General features: G+C 70.1%; 18 protein-coding genes. 2 read left to right on the forward strand and 16 right to left on the reverse strand.

Annotated features, from left to right (window positions below; all coding sequences use genetic code 11):
* Nucleotides 1-13 precede the first annotated feature (13 nt).
* Nucleotides 14-700, reverse strand: a complete 687-nt coding sequence (locus SLINC_RS11655) for a hypothetical protein (RefSeq protein ID WP_067430427.1) — start codon at nucleotides 698-700, stop codon at nucleotides 14-16.
* Nucleotides 697-825 carry a hypothetical protein gene (locus SLINC_RS50025; RefSeq protein WP_257785182.1) on the reverse strand — a complete coding sequence of 43 codons (129 nt, stop codon included), beginning with the start codon at nucleotides 823-825 and terminating at the stop codon, nucleotides 697-699. Before SLINC_RS50025 ends, SLINC_RS11655 begins: the two co-directional genes overlap by 4 nt.
* A 163-nt stretch (nucleotides 826-988) precedes the next feature.
* Here SLINC_RS50025 and dapA point away from each other — a divergent pair, with 163 nt between their 5' ends.
* Nucleotides 989-1,900 carry a 4-hydroxy-tetrahydrodipicolinate synthase gene (gene dapA / locus SLINC_RS11665; RefSeq protein ID WP_067430432.1) on the forward strand — a complete coding sequence of 304 codons (912 nt, stop codon included), beginning with the start codon at nucleotides 989-991 and terminating at the stop codon, nucleotides 1,898-1,900.
* On the opposite strand, the gene SLINC_RS11670 is transcribed toward dapA, so the two are convergent.
* The 6 genes from SLINC_RS11670 to SLINC_RS11695 all read right to left on the reverse strand — a co-directional run bounded on the left by SLINC_RS11670 (nucleotide 1,901) and on the right by SLINC_RS11695 (nucleotide 6,229).
* A complete protein-coding gene (locus SLINC_RS11670) occupies nucleotides 1,901-3,127 on the reverse strand; it encodes a hypothetical protein (RefSeq protein WP_067430435.1) in 1,227 nt (408 codons plus the stop codon).
* A complete protein-coding gene (locus SLINC_RS11675) occupies nucleotides 3,124-3,681 on the reverse strand; it encodes a SigE family RNA polymerase sigma factor (protein ID WP_067430438.1) in 558 nt (185 codons plus the stop codon). The genes SLINC_RS11670 and SLINC_RS11675 overlap by 4 nt, the downstream gene beginning before the upstream one ends.
* A gap of 184 nt (nucleotides 3,682-3,865) precedes the next feature.
* A complete protein-coding gene (locus tag SLINC_RS11680; protein ID WP_067430441.1) occupies nucleotides 3,866-4,090 on the reverse strand; it encodes a hypothetical protein in 225 nt (74 codons plus the stop codon).
* Nucleotides 4,091-4,204: 114 nt separating this feature from the next.
* Entirely contained in the window at nucleotides 4,205-5,194 is a 990-nt protein-coding gene (gene dapD / locus SLINC_RS11685) for a 2,3,4,5-tetrahydropyridine-2,6-dicarboxylate N-succinyltransferase (protein WP_067430444.1), read from the reverse strand.
* Nucleotides 5,195-5,363: 169 nt separating this feature from the next.
* A complete protein-coding gene (locus SLINC_RS11690) occupies nucleotides 5,364-5,909 on the reverse strand; it encodes a TetR/AcrR family transcriptional regulator (protein ID WP_067430447.1) in 546 nt (181 codons plus the stop codon).
* A complete protein-coding gene (locus SLINC_RS11695; RefSeq protein ID WP_067430450.1) occupies nucleotides 5,909-6,229 on the reverse strand; it encodes a DMT family transporter in 321 nt (106 codons plus the stop codon). Before SLINC_RS11695 ends, SLINC_RS11690 begins: the two co-directional genes overlap by 1 nt.
* A 227-nt stretch (nucleotides 6,230-6,456) precedes the next feature.
* Here SLINC_RS11695 and SLINC_RS11700 point away from each other — a divergent pair, with 227 nt between their 5' ends.
* Entirely contained in the window at nucleotides 6,457-7,293 is an 837-nt protein-coding gene (locus SLINC_RS11700) for an AbfB domain-containing protein (RefSeq protein ID WP_067430453.1), read from the forward strand.
* A 90-nt stretch (nucleotides 7,294-7,383) separates the two neighbouring features.
* Here the strand turns inward: SLINC_RS11700 and SLINC_RS11705 are convergent, their stop codons facing one another.
* From SLINC_RS11705 to SLINC_RS11740, 8 genes are read right to left on the reverse strand one after another with little or no spacing between them, the layout of a single operon-like run.
* The gene (locus SLINC_RS11705; protein ID WP_020130530.1) at nucleotides 7,384-7,716 is read right to left on the reverse strand and encodes a metal-sulfur cluster assembly factor; all 333 of its coding nucleotides are present in this window, start codon (nucleotides 7,714-7,716) and stop codon (nucleotides 7,384-7,386) included.
* The gene (sufU, locus tag SLINC_RS11710) at nucleotides 7,713-8,183 is read right to left on the reverse strand and encodes a Fe-S cluster assembly sulfur transfer protein SufU (protein ID WP_067430456.1); all 471 of its coding nucleotides are present in this window, start codon (nucleotides 8,181-8,183) and stop codon (nucleotides 7,713-7,715) included. Before sufU ends, SLINC_RS11705 begins: the two co-directional genes overlap by 4 nt.
* Nucleotides 8,184-8,199: 16 nt before the next feature.
* Complete coding sequence (locus SLINC_RS11715; protein WP_067430458.1) at nucleotides 8,200-9,456, reverse strand: cysteine desulfurase; 1,257 nt, start codon at nucleotides 9,454-9,456, stop codon at nucleotides 8,200-8,202.
* Nucleotides 9,453-10,217 (reverse strand): Fe-S cluster assembly ATPase SufC, encoded by a 765-nt coding sequence (gene sufC, locus SLINC_RS11720; protein ID WP_067430459.1) that lies wholly within the window; start codon nucleotides 10,215-10,217, stop codon nucleotides 9,453-9,455. Before sufC ends, SLINC_RS11715 begins: the two co-directional genes overlap by 4 nt.
* Before the next feature lie 7 nt (nucleotides 10,218-10,224).
* The gene (locus tag SLINC_RS11725) at nucleotides 10,225-10,542 is read right to left on the reverse strand and encodes a bifunctional 3-phenylpropionate/cinnamic acid dioxygenase ferredoxin subunit (protein ID WP_067430461.1); all 318 of its coding nucleotides are present in this window, start codon (nucleotides 10,540-10,542) and stop codon (nucleotides 10,225-10,227) included.
* Nucleotides 10,542-11,723, reverse strand: a complete 1,182-nt coding sequence (gene sufD / locus SLINC_RS11730) for a Fe-S cluster assembly protein SufD (RefSeq protein ID WP_067430464.1) — start codon at nucleotides 11,721-11,723, stop codon at nucleotides 10,542-10,544. The genes SLINC_RS11725 and sufD overlap by 1 nt, the downstream gene beginning before the upstream one ends.
* 54 nt (nucleotides 11,724-11,777) lie before the next feature.
* The gene (gene sufB, locus SLINC_RS11735; RefSeq protein WP_067430467.1) at nucleotides 11,778-13,199 is read right to left on the reverse strand and encodes a Fe-S cluster assembly protein SufB; all 1,422 of its coding nucleotides are present in this window, start codon (nucleotides 13,197-13,199) and stop codon (nucleotides 11,778-11,780) included.
* On the reverse strand, nucleotides 13,196-13,948 hold the full coding sequence (locus SLINC_RS11740) for a helix-turn-helix transcriptional regulator (RefSeq protein ID WP_067430471.1): 753 nt from the start codon (nucleotides 13,946-13,948) through the stop codon (nucleotides 13,196-13,198). Before SLINC_RS11740 ends, sufB begins: the two co-directional genes overlap by 4 nt.
* Between the last annotated feature and the right edge of the window lie 91 nt (nucleotides 13,949-14,039).

The raw sequence follows: 14,039 nt of genomic DNA on the forward strand, positions 1-14,039 counted from the left end.
TGGCCGGCCCCCGCTACCCCTGCGGCGGCCCGCCCGGGCCCTGCCCGCCGAGCCTGGCGAGCTGGGCCTGGAACCAGTCGAGCCGGGCCTGCAACAGGGCGGCCTCCGCGGTGAGTTCGGGCACGCCGAGCCCCTCGGGCGGATCAAGCCCGGCGATCTTGTTCCCGGCGCCGGCCACCACCCGCAGCCGCTCTCCGGCCAGCCGGGCGAAGTCGGCGAGCGAGAGGGACGTACGGCCGCGTACACAGCCGGCGCAGGAGGGGGTCAGCGCGCGCCACCCCGGTCTGCCCCAGCCGGCGTCGGCCAGCGCCGCCGCGACCGTGCCGCAGGCGCAGGGGCCGACGGTGGCGGTGCGGACACGCTGGCGGGCGTAGCGGAAGCCGCGCTCGAAGCGGATGTAGCGGCCGAGGACGGAGACCTCCAGCAGGGCGGCGCTGCGGTGCTCGGCCGTGCACAGGAGCGCCTCGGCCGTCGCAAGGTCGTGCACGCAGTGGAAGCCGCAGTCGCAGCGGCGGTGCGGTGCCGTGTGCCGCAGTCCGTAGACGCAGGACGCGTCGGCCAGGACTCCGTACGGCAGCGCGCCGCCCAGCGACACACCGGTGAACCCGGCCCTGGCGCCGTCGTGGGACAGCACCGGGTGGGCGATCTTGTATCCGGTCGGTGGCTCCGTCGGGCGTTCCTCGGGGAGCCGCAGTCTCATCGGGCGGCCGGGACCTCTTCGGGCGCCTTCAGTTCCTTGATCTCGTCGGGGAGTTCGAGTTCTTCGTCGTGGGCCTGCGGCCGCTCCTCCGCGACTCCGGTGGCCAGTGCCTTCCCGAGCTTCATGACGCCTCCCATGACCAGGGGTCGTTGACCGTCCTCGCCATGGTGACCCATGGGGACCTCACTTGGACATAGGGCCTTGCCGCAGGATTTCGCAGCATCCCTTATCGATACATCGTAGAAGAATTAAGTGGAGCTTCACTGTCGGCGGGCCGACACTGACCCTATGACGACACCTCGCCCCTTCGGCCGCACCCTGTGCGCCATGATCACGCCCTTCACCGCGTCGGGCGCGCTCGACCTCGACGGCGCGCAGGCCCTCGCCGACCGGCTGGTGTCGGAGGGGTGCGACGGCCTCGTCCTGTCCGGCACGACGGGCGAGTCACCCACCACGACGGACGCGGAGAAGGCCGCGCTGGTCACGGCCGTCCGGGACGCGGTGGGCGGCCGGGCGTCGATCGTGGCGGGCGTGGGCACCTTCGACACCCTGCACACCGTCGAACTGGCCCTGGCGGCCGAGAAGGCGGGCGCGGACGGCCTGCTGGTGGTCAGCCCGTACTACAGCAGACCCCCGCAGGACGCCCTGGAAGCACACTTCAGGCAGATCGCCGACGCCTCCGGCCTCCCCCTGGTCCTCTACGACATCCCGGGCCGCACCGGCACCCGCATCGAGCCCGACACCCTGATCCGCCTCGCCGGCCACCCCCGGATCGTCGCGGTCAAGGACTGCTCCTACGACTTCCTGGGCGCCCAGAAGGTCCTGGACCGCACGGAGTTGGCGTACTACGCGGGCTGCGACGAACACAACCTCGCGCTGTACGCGGTGGGCGGCACGGGGTACATCAGCACCGTCGCCAACGTGGTGCCGGCCCAACTCCGCGCCGTCCTGGACGCGTTCGACGCGGGCGACACAGCGCGGGCGGCCCGCCTCCAGCAGCGCGCCACCCCGCTCGTCGAGGCGATCATATCCGCGGGCCTGCCCGGCACGGTCACCACGAAGGCCCTGCTCACCGAACTCGGCCTGCCCGCGGGCCCGGTCCGCGCACCGCTGCGGCCCGCCGGCCGCGAGGCGGTCGACGGGCTGCTGGCGGCGTACTCGGCGCTGATGACCACTGACGGCCAGCTGACGGCCCTCTGATCAGCGTTCGACGAACAGGGGCGACCACTCCAGGGTCTCGGGGTCGTCGTCCAACCTCCGGGTACCGCTGAGCGGGACCGGCTTCCCGCTGCCGATCGTGACCAGCACGAGCCGGTCGTGGTACCCCTCGTCCAGTCCGGTGACCCGCTCCCAGGCGATGAGCCGCTTGTCGTCGGCCCAGGCGAGCAGTCGGCCGCCGCGGACCGTGGCGATCTCCTTGCCGGTGCGGGCGTCACGGACCGAGGAGTACGACCTGCCCGGCGATCCGTCGACCTCCTTCGTCAGCCCGAGGGCCGCCAGCGTGCCGTTCGGGGACAGCCGGGCGGGGACGTCCCAGCGCAGGTGCTTCTCGGCCGCGGGCGCGGCGACCCGGTCGCCCGAGAGGTCGTAGAACCTCTCCATGCCGTCCTTGGGCCCGACGACCTGGGCGTACAGCAGCCGGTCGTCGCGGGTGAAGGCGAAGTCCGCCCGGCCGAGGACCTCCCGGCCGTGCGACACCGGCGACCAGGAGGATCCGCCGCCGGCCAGGTCGACCAGCAGGAACCCGGTCCGGCTCGACTCGTGCGGCGGCATCCACGCCACCTCGCCGGTGTCGGCGTTCGTGGCCCTCACCAGCACATCGGGATTCTTCGCGTACGTCGTCGCGACCAGCCGGCCGCCGTCACCGGAGAACGCCAGCCCGGCGGCCCCCTGCGGCACCGGGATCCACCGCTCGACCTCCCCCGTCGCGAGGTCGAGCAGCCCGATCCGGTGGGCGGGCAGGTTCCGCTCCAGCACGGCAGCGGTCCGCATCCCCGGCGCCACGGCGACGTAGGACCACCGGGTGTCCTTCTCGTACCTGCCGGTCCGCGGGTCGAGGAGCCAGTACGTCCGTACGGTGCTCCCCTGCTCCTTGGTCCGCAGCACGGGCCGGCCCGTGTAGTACGCGGCGAGCACCGACCGCCCGGCCGCGATCATGTCCCTCGGCGGCGACTGGTCCGGGTGGGCCCGGGTGCCGTCCCGGTCGACGATGCCGGCGGGACGTACGTCGTCCTTGCCGGAGTCCAGCAGTGGTACGGCCACCGCGACGGCGACCACGGCGGCGGTGGCCGCGGCGACGCTCGCGAACCTGCGGGCGCGACGGCGGCGGCGGACGGCCAGCACCCGGTCGGCGAAGCCCGCTGAGGCCGGGGCCTGGGCGGCGGCCTGCTCCCGCAGGGTCTCGCTGACGAGTTCCTCGACGTTCATGGACGCACCTCCACGGGCGAGAAGTCACGGGACGGCCGCGGCGAGGCGTCCGCGGCGCGCAGGGCGGCCAGTTCGGGCGCGAGGGAGCGCAGCCGGGCGAGGGAGCGGTGGGTGGTGGACCGCACGGTGCCGACCGAGCAGCCCAGCAGCCGGGCCACCTCGGACTCGGGCAGGTCCTCGAAGTAGCGCAGCACCAGCATCGTGCGCTGGCGGGCGGTGAGCCTGGAGAGCGCCTGGCGCATCACCACGCGCAGCTCGGCCGCGGACGCCGGGTCGGCACCGGCGCCCGCCTCCGGCGGCTCGGCGACGGTGACCTCCCGGCGCGGCCATTTCAGCCGCCAGCGGCCGACCTGCTGGCGGTAGAGGATCCGCCGGACGTAGGCCTCGGGCTCGTCGATCCGCTGCCACTTGCCGACCGCCCTGGCCAGCGCGTTCTGCAACAGGTCCTCGCCGGCGTGCCGGTCTCCCCCGCAGAGCAGCACGGCCGTCTTCAGCAGCGCCGACGATCTGTTCTCCACGAACTCCCGGAAACCGTCCAGCTCCGCGGCGTCCATCGTCACCTTCTCTTTCCCGGCGGCCTCTGTGCCCCGCCCCTGTGCCCCTTGTGACGCGTGCGGCCCCCCGCCGCTATGCCGGCCGGCCCGGGAAAGTTTCCGACGGGCCTGAGGGAAGGCGCGGAAAAGGCCGGGGCCCGTACCGCGCACATGCGGTACGGGCCCCGGCCCACGACGGGATCGATCAGCTCCAGGAGTATCCGTCACCGAACAGCAGCACGTGTTCCAGCACGTCCTCCAACGGATCGTCCACCTGACCGATGTTGACCAGCCCGACCCGCGGGCCGTTGTGCGCGTGACTGTTGGTCTCGTCGGCGTACGCGGTCCCGGCCGGCAGCCAGCACACGGCCGTCAGCGCCAGCGTCCCGCCCAGCCAACGCGCCACGGTCCTCGCCCGCTCGTTCCTCATCGCCCGGCCCCTCGTTCGTCGTTTCGGCGTCTGATCGGACTCTGCGTCCACCCGTTCATCTGCCGAAAGGACCAGAAGGTCACGCCGAGCAACCCGTACGTGATCCTTTGGGCCTCAGTTGTGGCTGTGCAGGATCTCGTTCAGGCCGCCCCACTCGGCGTTGTTCGGGACGGCCTGGACCGTGCCGGTGACCGAGTTGCGGCGGAAGAGGATGCTGTCGGCGCCGGAGAGCTCGCGGGCCTTGACGATCTGGCCGTCGGGCAGGGTGACCTTGGTGCCGGAGGTGAGGTAGAGGCCCGCCTCGACCACGCAGTCGTTGCCGAGGGCGATGCCGACGCCGGCCTCGGCGCCGATCAGGGACCGCTCGCCGATGGAGACGCGCTCCGTGCCGCCGCCGGAGAGGGTGCCCATGGTGGAGGCGCCGCCGCCGATGTCCGAGCCGTCGCCGACGACGACGCCCTGGGAGATACGGCCCTCGACCATGGAGGTGCCCAGCGTGCCGGCGTTGAAGTTGACGAAGCCCTCGTGCATGACGGTGGTGCCGGCCGCGAGGTGGGCGCCGAGGCGGACGCGGTCGGCGTCGGCGATGCGGACGCCGGCCGGGGCGACGTAGTCCGTCATCCGCGGGAACTTGTCGACACCGAAGACGCTGACGTGCAGGCCGCGGGCGCGGGCGGCGAGCCGGACGGTCTCCAGGGTGTCCACGGCGACCGGGCCGAGGGAGGTCCAGGCGACGTTGGCGAGGTGGCCGAAGATGCCGTCGAGGTTCTGCCCGTTCGGCTTGACCAGGCGGTGCGAGAGCAGGTGCAGGCGCAGCCAGACGTCGTGGGAGTCCAGCGGCTTGTCGTCGAGGGAGGAGATGACCGTACGGACCGCGACGATCTCGACACCGCGCACCTCGTCCGTGCGCAGGGCGGCCACGCCGTGCTCGCCGAGCAGTTCACGGGTGCGTTCGGCGTCCAGGCGCTCGCTGCCGGCCGGCCCGGGATCGGCGGTGAGCTCCGGCGCGGGGAACCAGGTGTCGAGAACGGTGCCGTCGGCGGCGACGGTGGCGAGGCCGGCGGCAACAGCGCCGGTGGTACGAGGAGCAGTCGTGTCGGTCATGAGGGCAACCTAACCGCCGGGAGGCCGCCTAGGCCAACCAGCGCGGAGGGCGTCTCAGGTGCCGGGCGCGGCCGGTGCCCGCACCCCGGAACGGTGCCTTCCGCGGTGCGGTCGGCCGTGAGGCCGTGGAGCCCCGCCTCGCCCTGTCGTCCGGCGGCCCGCGAACGGTTCACGGACCCGTGGGGATCACTCGGCGCAGTGCTTCCCGCGCGTACTCCTCGTCGTACGACGTACCGGTCAGCAGCACCTGGAGGCAGATGCCGTCCAGCAGCGCGATCAGCGCCCGTACGGTGACCGGGTCGGTGCGGGGCGCGAGCCGCTCGGCGAGGTCGTCGGCCCATTCGGCGGCGACCGGGCGCAGGGCGGGGCGGCGCAGGGCGGCGAGGTAGAGCTCGTACTCCAGCTCGACGCCGGCGCGCTCGCCGGACAGCCACTCGCCCAGCAGGGCGGCGAGTTCGGCGGCCAGGTCGGTGTCCGGGTCGCTCAGGCCGCCACGGTCGGCGGCGGCCTTGGCGAAGCACTCGTTGCTCTGCCGCAGCGCCGCGACGATCAGCTCGTCGAGTGTGGCGAAGTGGTACGTCGTGGAGCCGAGCGGCACGTCGGCCTCGGCGGCGACGGTGCGGTGGGTCAGGCCGGCGAGGCCCTTGTCCCGCACGACCCGGATCGCCGCGTCGATGATCCGCTGCCGTCGCTCGGGGTCGTGGCGCCGGGCCATCAGTGCGCCCCGCCCAGGTTCAGCACGACCACCCCGACGATGATCAGCGCGATTCCGGCGGCCTTGGCGGCGGTCACCCCCTCCCCCAGGAACACGATGCCGATGGTGACGATGGCCGCGGTGCCGATGCCGGCCCAGATCGCGTACGCGGTGCCGACGTTGACGGTCTTCAGCGTCTGGGCGAGCAGCGCGAAGGACACGAGGTAACCGGCGACGGTCAGCAGCGAGGGCAGCAGCCTGCTGAAACCGTCGGTGTACTTCATCGCCGTCGTGGCGGCGACCTCGGCGGCGATGGCGCCGGCGAGCAACAGATATCCCATGTGTACGAGCGTACATAACGGCGCTCTCCCGGGCGAGACGCGGCGGGTGACCGAAAGGGCGGGGATGACGAGGGGGCACCAGGTCGGCCAAGATCCGGGATCGCTCGTTTCAAACGCCTGCCGCCAACTCCCTGGCTCCACTAGTGTTTCACTGTTCACCTACTTCCCCATCACTCCCCATCACAGCCGCAACCGCGACTCGCCGGGCGCCGCTGGAGGAATCGCGCATGCCAATACGCCCGTCCCGCACCCCTCAGAACCAGCCATGGGAGAACGGCTGGTCACCGGAGAGTTCCCGGGTGCCGGGCACGCGACGGCTGTGGCTGGCCGGAGCGATGGCGATAGCCACCGTCGCCGCGTGCGTGACGGCCATCGTCGTGACGGACCAGCACGACGGCGACAACGACGAGTCGGCCGCCCCGAACCCGACGACCTCCGCGTCACCGACCGGCCCCGGCCTCATCTCCTACGCCAGCGACTCCCCGACCCCGACCGCCTCACCGACCCCGAAGCGCGCCAAGCCGTCCGCCAGGCCCAGCACCGGCACCCCCACCGCCCCGCACGGCTCGGCCTCCGCGCCGACCCCCACCGCACCGGCGAAGTCCCCCACCGCCAAGCCCGGTTCACCCCCCGCCAAGCCGTCGACGACCTGGCGCTCGGTCCGCTCGGTCAACTACCCCGACCGCTACTGGCACATCGGCGGCGGCCTGGTGAAGCTCGACCGCGTCGGCGGCTCGGAGTCCCGCGAGGACTCCACCTTCAAACTGGTCAAGGGCCTCGCCGACAGCTCCTGTTACTCCTTCGCCACCTCCGACGGCACCTACCTGCGCCACCGCAGCTTCGTCCTCCGCTCGGAACGCGACGACGGCTCCTCCCTCTTCGACCAGGACGCCACGTTCTGCCCCCGCGGCTCCTACTACTCCGGCGCGATCATGCTGGAGTCGGTCAACTACCCGGGCCGCTTCCTGCGCCACAAGGACTTCACACTCCGCCTGGAGTCGTACCAGCACAGCGGCCAGTACCAGGCGGACGCGGCGTTCCGGGTGGTGGCGGGGCTGGCCTGAGCAGGGGTCGGCCCGAGGGCCACGAACCCCGGGCACACGAAAGCGGCGGCGCCCCTCGGGGCACCGCCGCTTCGACGTACGTACGGGATCTCAGACGTTGAACCCGAGCGCCCGCAGCTGCTCGCGCCCGTCGTCCGTGATCTTGTCGGGGCCCCACGGGGGCATCCAGACCCAGTTGATGCGCAGTTCGTTGACGAGGCCGTCCGTGGCGGACTTGGCCTGGTCCTCGATGACGTCGGTCAGCGGGCAGGCCGCCGAGGTCAGGGTCATGTCGATCGTCGCGATGTTCGCGTCGTCGATGTGGATGCCGTAGATCAGGCCGAGGTTGACGACATCGATGCCCAACTCGGGGTCGACGACGTCGTACAGGGCCTCGCGGACCTCCTCCTCGGAGGCCGGCTTCATCTCCAGGGTCTCGCTCATGCCGTCTTCCTTTCGACGTCGGCGTCGGCGCCCAGCGCCTGGGCCGTCGCGTCCTTCCACGCCATCCAGCTCAGGAGGGCGCACTTGACCCGGGCCGGGTACTTGGAGACACCGGCGAACGCGACCGCGTCCTCCAGCACCTCCTCCATCGCGTCGTCGGGCTCGATCTTCCCCTTGGACTGCATCAGCTCCAGGAAGGTCTCCTGGATCTTCCGCGCGTCGGACAGGTCCTTGCCGACGAGGAGGTCGTTCAGTACGGAGGCCGAGGCCTGGCTGATGGAGCAGCCCTGGCCCTCGTACGAGACGTCCTGGATCGTCGTGCCGTCGTACTTCACACGGAGGGTGATCTCGTCGCCACACGTCGGGTTCACGTGGTGTACCTCGGCGTCGCCATCCCTCAGACCACGCCCGTGCGGGTGCTTGTAGTGGTCCAGGATGACTTCCTGGTACATGGAGTCCAGTTTCACCTTGTCAGCACGCCCCTCAGCCGAAGAAGTTCCGTACGTGCTCCAAGCCGTCGACCAGTGCGTCGATCTCGGCCGGCGTGGAGTACAGATAGAACGACGCTCGCGTGGTCGCAGGAATTCCGTAGCGGAGGCAGACGGGCCGCGCGCAGTGGTGGCCCACACGTACCGCGATGCCCTCCTCGTCGAGGACCTGACCCACGTCGTGCGGGTGGATGTCGCCGAGCGTGAAGGAGATCGCCGCGCCCCGGTCCTCGGCCGTGGTGGGGCCGATGATCCTGAGGTCCGGAACCTCGCCCAGCCGCTTCACCGCGTACTCGGTGAGCGCGTGCTCATGGGCGAGGATCTTGTCCATGCCGATCGCGGACAGGTAGTCGATCGCCGCGCCGAGTCCGACCGCCTGAGCGATCGGCGGGGTGCCCGCCTCGAACTTGTGCGGGGCGGGAGCGTACGTCGACGAGTGCATCGACACCGTCTCGATCATCTCGCCGCCGCCCAGGAACGGGGGCAGGTCCTCCAGGAGCTCCTGACGGCCCCACAGCACGCCGATGCCGGTCGGACCGCACATCTTGTGGCCGGTGAAGGCCACGAAGTCGGCCTGGAGGGCCTGGACGTCCATCGGCATGTGCGGCGCGGCCTGCGAGGCGTCGATGCAGACGAGAGCGCCGACCTCCTGCGCGCGGCGGATTATCGTCTCGACCGGGTTGACCGTGCCCAGGATGTTCGACACCAGCACGAAGGAGACGATCTTCGTCTTCTCCGTGATGATCTCGTCGATGTTGGACAGGTCGAGCCGACCGTCGTCGGTGAGGCCGAACCACTTCAGCTTCGCGCCCGTGCGCTGCGACAGCAGCTGCCACGGCACGATGTTGGAGTGGTGCTCCATCTCCGTGATGACGATCTCGGTCTCGGAGTCCACGCGGTAGGGCTCGTCGGCCCAGCCCAGCATGTTCGCCACGAGGTTCAGCGACTCGGAGGCGTTCTTGGTGAAGATCACCTCGTCGCGGCTGGGCGCGTTGATGAACGCGGCGACCTTGTCGCGCGCGCCCTCGTACAGCGCCGTGGCCTCCTCGGCGAGGACGTGCACGCCACGGTGGACGTTGGCGTTGTAGCGCTCGTAGTACTCGCCCAGGGCGTCCAGCACCTGGCGCGGCTTCTGCGAGGTCGCCGCGTTGTCCAGGTAGACAAGCTTCCGGTCGTCGTGGACCAGTCGGTCCAGGATGGGGAAGTCCTTGCGGATCGCCTCGGTGTCGAGGAGGCCCGACAGCTGTGTCACGCGGATACGCCACCCTTCGTGTAAACCTCGTAGCCCTCGTTCTCCAGCTTGTCGGCGAGCTCGGCGCCGCCGGACTCGACGATGCGGCCGCCGGAGAAGACGTGGACGAAGTCGGGCTTGATGTAGCGCAGGATGCGCGTGTAGTGCGTGATCAGCAGGGTGCCGACCTCGCCGGTCTCGCGGACGCGGTTGACGCCCTCGGAGACGACCCGGAGCGCGTCGACGTCGAGGCCGGAGTCGGTCTCGTCGAGGATCGCGATCTTCGGCTTGAGCAGCTCCAGCTGGAGGATCTCGTGGCGCTTCTTCTCACCGCCGGAGAAGCCCTCGTTGACGTTGCGCTCGGCGAAGGCCGGGTCCATGTTGAGACGCTCCATGGTCTCCCTGACCTCCTTCACCCAGGTACGCAGCTTGGGGGCCTCGCCACGGATGGCGGTGGCGGAGGTGCGGAGGAAGTTGGAGACCGAGACGCCGGGGACCTCGACCGGGTACTGCATCGCCAGGAACAGGCCCGCGCGGGCGCGCTCGTCGACGGACATCTCCAGGACGTCCTCGCCGTCGAGGGTGACGGTGCCGCCGGTGATCGTGTACTTGGGGTGACCCGCGAGGGAGTAGGCGAGGGTCGACTTGCCGGAGCCGTTGGGGCCCATGATGGCGTGCGTCTCGCCCTGCTTCACGGTGAGGTCGACGCCCTTGAGGATCTCCTTGGTGGAGTTGTCGGCCTCGACGGTGACGTGCAGGTCTCGGATTTCAAGCGTTGCCATGGGTGCCTCAGGACTCCTGGGAAAGGGAGACGAGCACATCGTCCCCTTCGATCTGTACGGGGTATACGGGAACGGGGCGCGTCGCGGGAAGGCCGGACGGCTTGCCGGTGCGGAGGTCGAACGCGGAGCCGTGCAGCCAGCACTCGATCTGGCAGTCCTCCACCTCGCCCTCGGAGAGCGAGACGTTCGCGTGCGAGCAGATGTCGTTGATCGCGAACACCTCGCCCTCGGTGCGGACGACCGAGACCGGCGTGCCGTCGAGTTCCACCCGCTTCGGGGTGTCCTCCTCCAGCTCGCTGAGGCCACAGGCGCGTACGAAAGCCATCAGACTGTGGCCTCCAGCTCCTCGTCGATCTTCACGAGAAGGCGCTCTTCGATGTCGTCCACGCCGATCTGCTGGACCAGTTCGGCGAAGAAGCCGCGGACCACCAGGCGACGGGCCTCGTCGGCGGGGATGCCGCGGGCCATCAGGTAGAAGAGCTGCTCGTCGTCGAAGCGGCCGGTCGCACTCGCGTGACCCGCTCCGACGATCTCGCCGGTCTCGATCTCCAGGTTCGGCACCGAGTCGACCCGGGCGCCGTCCGTCAGGACGAGGTTCCGGTTCATCTCGTAGGTGTCCGTGCCCTCGGCCTTGGCCTCGATGAGCACGTCACCGATCCACACCGCGTGGGCGCCCTCGCCCTGGAGCGCGCCCTTGTAGACGACGTTGGACTTGCAGTGCGGGACGTTGTGGTCGACCAGGAGGCGGTGCTCCTGGTGCTGGCCGGCGTCCGTGAAGTACAGACCGAGCAGTTCGGCCTCGCCACCGGGACCGGCGTACGCGACGCGCGGGTGGAGGCGGACGAGGTCGCCGCCGAAGGTCACGACGACCGACCTGAAGGAGGCGTCGCGGCCGATCAGCGCGTTGTGCTGGGCCACGTGCACGGCCTTGTCGTCCCAGTCCTGGACGGAGACGACGGTCAGCTTGGCGCCGTCCCCGAGGACGTAGTCGACGTTGGCGGCGAGCACGGCGTCACCGGTGTGGTCGATGACGACGACGGCCTCGGCGAAGGCGCCCAGCTCGATCACCTGGTGGGCGAAGGCGGTGCCGCCCTCGCCGTGCACGGCGATACGGATCGGCTCGGTGAGCACCGTCTCCTTGGGGACGGTGACCACGCCGGCCTTCTCGAACGCCGAGTACGCCTGGGCGGCGATGCGGTCCACCGGGGTGCCGGCCCTGCCGACCCGGGCGTCGTCACGGCCGACGGTCTCGATCGTGACGCCCTCGGGCGCCTCGATGGCGACCTTCAGGCCGTCGCCGGTGGCGACCGCGGTGCCGTCGTGCAGGCCGCGCAGCCGCTCCAGCGGGGTGAACCGCCACTCCTCCTCGCGGCCGTGCGGGACGGGGAAGTCCTGCACGTCGAAGGAGGGGGGCGCGCTCATGCGCGTGGCGACGGTCGACTCGGCGGCAACGGCCACCGCGCCGGCGGTGGTGCTGCCCACCGGGATGTTCTGAGCCTCAGCCATGGCTGTCGGTCTGCTCTCTTCCTGCGTAAGTGACTTGATGGAGACGGCCGTTGCTTAGCCGACCGCGCCTTCCATCTGGAGCTCGATCAGCCGGTTGAGCTCAAGGGCGTACTCCATGGGCAGTTCCTTCGCGATCGGCTCCACGAAGCCGCGCACGATCATCGCCATCGCCTCGAACTCGGTCAGACCGCGGCTCATCAGGTAGAAGAGCTGGTCCTCGGAGACCTTGGAGACGGTCGCCTCGTGGCCCATGGACACGTCGTCCTCGCGGACGTCCACGTAGGGGTACGTGTCCGAGCGGGAGATGGTGTCGACGAGCAGCGCGTCGCACAGCACGTTCGACTTGGAGCCGTGGGCGCCCTCGCCGATCTCGACGAGACCGCGGTAGGAGGTGCGGCCGCCGCCTCGCGCCACCGACTTGGAGACGATGTTGGAGGAGGTGTTCGGCGCCATGTGGACCATCTTGGAGCCGGCGTCCTGGTGCTGGCCCTCGCCCGCGAAGGCGATGGACAGGGTCTCGCCCTTGGCGTGCTCGCCCATCAGGTAGACGGCCGGGTACTTCATCGTCACCTTGGAGCCGATGTTGCCGTCGATCCACTCCATGGTCGCGCCCTCGTACGCCACGGCGCGCTTGGTGACCAGGTTGTAGACGTTGTTCGACCAGTTCTGGATGGTCGTGTAACGGCAGCGGGCGTTCTTCTTGACGATGATCTCGACGACCGCGGAGTGCAGCGAGTCCGACTTGTAGATCGGGGCGGTGCAGCCCTCGACGTAGTGCACGTAGGCACCCTCGTCGACGATGATCAGGGTCCGCTCGAACTGGCCCATGTTCTCCGTGTTGATGCGGAAGTAGGCCTGGAGCGGGATCTCGACCTGCACGCCCGGCGGCACGTAGATGAAGGAGCCGCCCGACCACACCGCGGTGTTCAGGGAGGCGAACTTGTTGTCACCGACCGGGATGACGGTCCCGAAGTACTCCTTGAAGAGCTCCGGGTGCTCCTTCAGGGCGGTGTCGGTGTCGAGGAAGATGACGCCCTGCTCCTCCAGGTCCTCGCGGATCTGGTGGTAGACGACCTCGGACTCGTACTGGGCCGCGACACCGGCGACGAGGCGCTGCTTCTCCGCCTCCGGGATGCCGAGCTTGTCGTACGTGTTCTTGATGTCCTCGGGCAGGTCCTCCCAGGACTCCGCCTGCTTCTCCGTGGACCGTACGAAGTACTTGATGTTGTCGAAGTCGATACCGGAGAGGTCCGAGCCCCAGTTCGGCATGGGCTTCTTGTCGAACAGGCGCAGGCCCTTGAGACGGAGCTTGGTCATCCACTCCGGCTCGGACTTCTTCGCGGAGATGTCCTTGACGACATCCTCGCTCAGACCGCGCTTCGCAGAGGCGCCGGCTACGTCGGAGTCGGCCCAGCCGTATTCGTACGTACCCAGACCCTCGAGTTCGGGGTGGGCAGTCTCCGTGGGGAGAGTCATGCGGGGTTCCTCCCGGCCGTGCTTGCGGATGCGTTATGTGTGGTTGTGGAAATCTTCGGGATGAACGTCGTGCAGACGCCGTCGCCGTGCGCGATGGTCGCCAGCCGCTGGACGTGTGTGCCGAGCAGCTGCGAGAAGATCTCGGTCTCCGCCTCGCAGAGCTGCGGGAACTTCTCCGCGACGTGGGCCACCGGGCAGTGGTGCTGGCAGAGCTGCTCGCCCGTGTGCGGGAGGGGGGCGCTGCGCGCCGTAGCAGCGTACCCGTCCGCGCTCAGGGCCTTGGCCAGGGCTTCGGTGCGCTGCTCCGGCGGGGCCGCGTCTATCGCCTCGCGGTACGAGGCCGCCTGCTCGGCGATCCTCGCGCGGGCGAAGGCGACGACGGCCTCGTCCCCGCCGAGCCGGTCCCGGATCCAGTTCAGGGCGTCGGCGGCGAGCTTGTCGTAGGACTGGTCGAAGGCGTCCCGGCCGCAGTCGGTCAGCGCGAACACCTTCGCGGGGCGGCCGCGGCCGCGCGCTCCGTAGACCCGCTGCTCGCGTGCCTCCACGACGTCGTCGGCGACCAGTGCGTCCAGATGCCGGCGTACGGCCGCGGAGGTGAGCCCGAGACGTCCGGCCAGCTCGGTCACGGTCGACGGCCCGTGGTCCAGGATGGACCGCGCGACCCGGTTGCGCGTCGAGCGCTCACCGGTCGCTAGCTCCTCCTGCGGGGCCCCCATGGGGGTCTCCCGAGCCTCGCCGACGTTTTTCACAACGCCATTGTTGCGTAATTCCTCTGGGCCAGGCAAGCCGCGTCCCGCGCACCGGACGGTGCCCTGCGTCACTTAGGTTTACCTAATCTGA

The sequence above is a fragment of the Streptomyces lincolnensis genome (assembly GCF_001685355.1).
Taxonomy (GTDB): domain Bacteria; phylum Actinomycetota; class Actinomycetes; order Streptomycetales; family Streptomycetaceae; genus Streptomyces; species Streptomyces lincolnensis.

What these genes read in the sequence shown, in the direction of transcription:
- SLINC_RS50025 (WP_257785182.1), bottom strand. Translation starts at nt 825, where the DNA reads ATGAAGCTCGGGAAGGCACTGGCCACCGGAGTCGCGGAGGAGCGGCCG.
- SLINC_RS11705 (WP_020130530.1), bottom strand. Translation starts at nt 7,716, where the DNA reads ATGAGCGAGACCCTGGAGATGAAGCCGGCCTCCGAGGAGGAGGTCCGC.
- SLINC_RS11675 (WP_067430438.1), bottom strand. Translation starts at nt 3,681, where the DNA reads ATGGACGCCGCGGAGCTGGACGGTTTCCGGGAGTTCGTGGAGAACAGA.
- SLINC_RS11690 (WP_067430447.1), bottom strand. Translation starts at nt 5,909, where the DNA reads ATGGCCCGGCGCCACGACCCCGAGCGACGGCAGCGGATCATCGACGCG.
- SLINC_RS11695 (WP_067430450.1), bottom strand. Translation starts at nt 6,229, where the DNA reads ATGGGATATCTGTTGCTCGCCGGCGCCATCGCCGCCGAGGTCGCCGCC.
- SLINC_RS11655 (WP_067430427.1), bottom strand. Translation starts at nt 700, where the DNA reads ATGAGACTGCGGCTCCCCGAGGAACGCCCGACGGAGCCACCGACCGGA.
- sufB (WP_067430467.1), bottom strand. Translation starts at nt 13,199, where the DNA reads ATGACTCTCCCCACGGAGACTGCCCACCCCGAACTCGAGGGTCTGGGT.
- dapD (WP_067430444.1), bottom strand. Translation starts at nt 5,194, where the DNA reads ATGACCGACACGACTGCTCCTCGTACCACCGGCGCTGTTGCCGCCGGC.
- sufC (WP_067430459.1), bottom strand. Translation starts at nt 10,217, where the DNA reads ATGGCAACGCTTGAAATCCGAGACCTGCACGTCACCGTCGAGGCCGAC.
- SLINC_RS11670 (WP_067430435.1), bottom strand. Translation starts at nt 3,127, where the DNA reads ATGAACGTCGAGGAACTCGTCAGCGAGACCCTGCGGGAGCAGGCCGCC.
- dapA (WP_067430432.1), top strand. Translation starts at nt 989, where the DNA reads ATGACGACACCTCGCCCCTTCGGCCGCACCCTGTGCGCCATGATCACG.
- SLINC_RS11700 (WP_067430453.1), top strand. Translation starts at nt 6,457, where the DNA reads ATGCCAATACGCCCGTCCCGCACCCCTCAGAACCAGCCATGGGAGAAC.
- SLINC_RS11680 (WP_067430441.1), bottom strand. Translation starts at nt 4,090, where the DNA reads ATGAGGAACGAGCGGGCGAGGACCGTGGCGCGTTGGCTGGGCGGGACG.
- SLINC_RS11725 (WP_067430461.1), bottom strand. Translation starts at nt 10,542, where the DNA reads ATGGCTTTCGTACGCGCCTGTGGCCTCAGCGAGCTGGAGGAGGACACC.
- sufD (WP_067430464.1), bottom strand. Translation starts at nt 11,723, where the DNA reads ATGGCTGAGGCTCAGAACATCCCGGTGGGCAGCACCACCGCCGGCGCG.